The sequence below is a fragment of the Gilliamella sp. X-60 genome (genome assembly GCF_057063585.1).
The window spans coordinates 1-2,537 of sequence record NZ_JBXSQJ010000045.1 but is presented as its reverse complement, the minus strand read 5'-3'; the positions used below and the strand labels follow the sequence as shown (position 1 = coordinate 2,537).

Below are 2,537 nucleotides of genomic sequence, written 5' to 3'. Positions count from 1 at the left end.
TTAACGATTTATAATACCGAAAGACCGCATGAGGCGTTAAATAACATGACACCGATTGAGTATAAAACACTAAAACAAGCAGCATGATTTTCTACGTGAGTTGTGTACTAGGTTTGGGGTATTTACAATTTTTTTACAAAAAGAGTTTAATTTAAATGATAAAGACTTGTATCAACATCAGTGCATTGCTTATAAAACAAGTGGAGAAGGTAAAAATCTTTACCCTCCTGCTGACAATTGGAACATTGACCCCAGCTATTACTAATGCCAATAATCGTGATGTAATTAAGGTATTATCGATAAAAAAGGTATTAGAAGCAGATAATGTTGATTATTTTAAAGATTTATGTGCTAAATGGAAATTAGACAAAAAGGGAATAACCCATTTTTTCTTGACTGCAGAAAAATCTATCAATTCAGCTCAAATAAATTCTTTTGACATTTATCCGTGCAAAATAGAAGGCGAATTATTAATTAATGGAATAAGTAAAAAATATAGTATTAATTTAGGTGGTCTAGCATTTATTTATGGAAGAAAAGCAGAACAGATAGTGTTTGGTTGTTCTAAAGGTGAATGTTTGAAATATGTTTATTACGAATCGTAATAGTAAATAGAATGAAAATGACAAATAAAAAATTTATACGCAAAATTACAAACAAAAATTTTTTTATTTTTATTGTTTTATTTTATTTAAATTTTCCTTTATATGCTCAAATATGTAGTGAAACCAAATCAAATGATCTTAAAGGGCAATTTATCAATGGCGATAAATTCAATGGTAAATATACATATTGCCGTTTCAATAAACCTGAAGAAGGTGTAATTTCGCAAATTGATTTGAACTTGGACATAGATGGAAATGTAAATAATTATATTTATATAGGAGGGATGAATCCTTCAATTGAGATTTCAGACTTGGGAATTATATCCATTTTTGATAAATTTGGAGGTATGCAAAGCCCTGCTAAAATAACTTATTTAACAAGTAAAAATAAGAAGTTAATTAAAATAGGAGAAATATACTTAGATTTTTCCCTTGGACAGGTTACTGATTATTCGATTGAAAATATTGATGATAATACTGATAAATTTATTGAAACTATTTTATCAAAAAAACAAGATTCTTTTATTAACAAAGCTACCCTTTCATATACAGATTATTTTATTTTGTTTTTAGCTAATAATTTGTTAAAAACAAATATAGATACAGTTTGGAAAGATAAGTTTTATACTAAATTACTGTCAATGGGATATGAAGATATTATCACACTCTATAATCAAAATATATTTTATAAAGATTCAACTCTTTGTAAAAAGAGTCAGAATGAAAAAGATGCGTTTGGTTGTCGAATTGGTAATAATCAATTATCAATTTGCTACAATTATGTAACTCATAATTTACTGTATCGATTTGGAAATAAATCAAATATAAAATTAGAATTAATAAAAGAATTAGCTAATCAAGATGGAAGTAATCATATAATAACTTTTGTTAATAAAAATACTCAATACTTGATAAATACTCAACCAAAAAATGAGTCCATTCAAATAATCCAAAATGGGAAACGTTTAAATAACTATAAATGTGAAAAAAATTCTGTTGAACCAATGATGTTAAACAGTTTTAATTGACTATTTTAATATTCAAAATATAAATGCAGAGGATTGATGCAATTAACTTGAAAGAAAAATTATGCAAAATATTCTTCATTTTCAGGTATTGATGTTGTAACTAATTATTACTGGATTTCTGATAAATTATCATATTCTGCTGATTCAGCAGGTTGGTATTGGCGATATTATTGATGGGAAAATGGGAGAAGCGACAGCTTTTATTATAAATTCTATTTCTGATAAAAATAAATTATTAACGAGCATTACTGACATAAGGAAAGCATATTATACTAAATTAGCCATTAAAGAGGACTGCACACATACAAAAAACTATTTTTTTTAAAAGTTGGTTAAATAAAGTGGATGATTGTTTAACTGTGAAAATTAAATAAGGTTGGTTTTATGCGTAATACATTATTTTTTATTTGTTTTATCGTATTTGGATTATACATGTGCTTTAGATACTGAAAAAATTTGGACTGAAGAAATCTATTTTAGAGAAAAATGAAATATGTAAATACCCCAAACCTAGTACACAACTCACGTAGAAAATCATGCTGCTTGTTTTAGTGTTTTATACTCAATCGGTGTCATGTTATTTAACGCCTCATGCGGTCTTTCGGTATTATAAATCGTTAACCATTCTTCGGTTATTCTCCTTGCTTGTGCTAAGTTGTTAAAAAGATATAAATCGAGTACTTCAGTACGATAGGTACGATTAAATCGTTCAATTGTAACTATCCCCTAAAATAGTACAGCAAAAAAGTAGAAAATTCTCTATGATAAAAGTAAAGAGGATTTAATTATGAAAAAAATGACTGAACATCAGATTGTATCTATTTTAAAAGAAGCTGAAGCCGGTATTCCTGTCAAGGAGCTCTGTCGTAAATATGGCATGGGTAATTCAACTTTCTATAAATGG

At 27.2% G+C, this 2,537-nt stretch carries 4 protein-coding genes and 1 pseudogene; 4 read left to right on the top strand and 1 reads right to left on the bottom strand.

The features are described from left to right. The first annotated feature begins 6 nt into the window (after positions 1-6). From ACYIAM_RS12940 to ACYIAM_RS12930, 3 genes are all read left to right on the top strand, one after another. Positions 7-87 (top strand): integrase core domain-containing protein, encoded by an 81-nt coding sequence (locus ACYIAM_RS12940; protein ID WP_141670356.1) that lies wholly within the window; start codon positions 7-9, stop codon positions 85-87. Positions 88-155: 68 nt separating this feature from the next. Further along, positions 156-605, top strand: coding sequence for a hypothetical protein (locus ACYIAM_RS12935; protein WP_483748548.1), 450 nt, complete (start codon positions 156-158; stop codon positions 603-605). Positions 606-622: 17 nt separating this feature from the next. Beyond that, entirely contained in the window at positions 623-1,633 is a 1,011-nt protein-coding gene (locus ACYIAM_RS12930) for a hypothetical protein (protein ID WP_483748547.1), read from the top strand. A gap of 534 nt (positions 1,634-2,167) precedes the next feature. Here ACYIAM_RS12930 and ACYIAM_RS12925 read toward each other — a convergent pair. Next, a pseudogene (locus ACYIAM_RS12925) lies at positions 2,168-2,347 on the bottom strand (integrase core domain-containing protein); the annotation flags it as partial. Between the two features lie 73 nt (positions 2,348-2,420). Between ACYIAM_RS12925 and ACYIAM_RS12920 the strand changes: the two are divergent. Continuing rightward, positions 2,421-2,537, top strand: a 117-nt coding sequence (locus ACYIAM_RS12920) for a transposase (protein WP_483747552.1), incomplete at its 3' end; no start/stop codon positions are given.

Excerpts from the sequence above, each read along its gene's own strand:
- ACYIAM_RS12935 (WP_483748548.1), top strand. The coding sequence starts at position 156 with ATGATAAAGACTTGTATCAACATCAGTGCATTGCTTATAAAACAAGTG.
- ACYIAM_RS12930 (WP_483748547.1), top strand. The coding sequence starts at position 623 with ATGACAAATAAAAAATTTATACGCAAAATTACAAACAAAAATTTTTTT.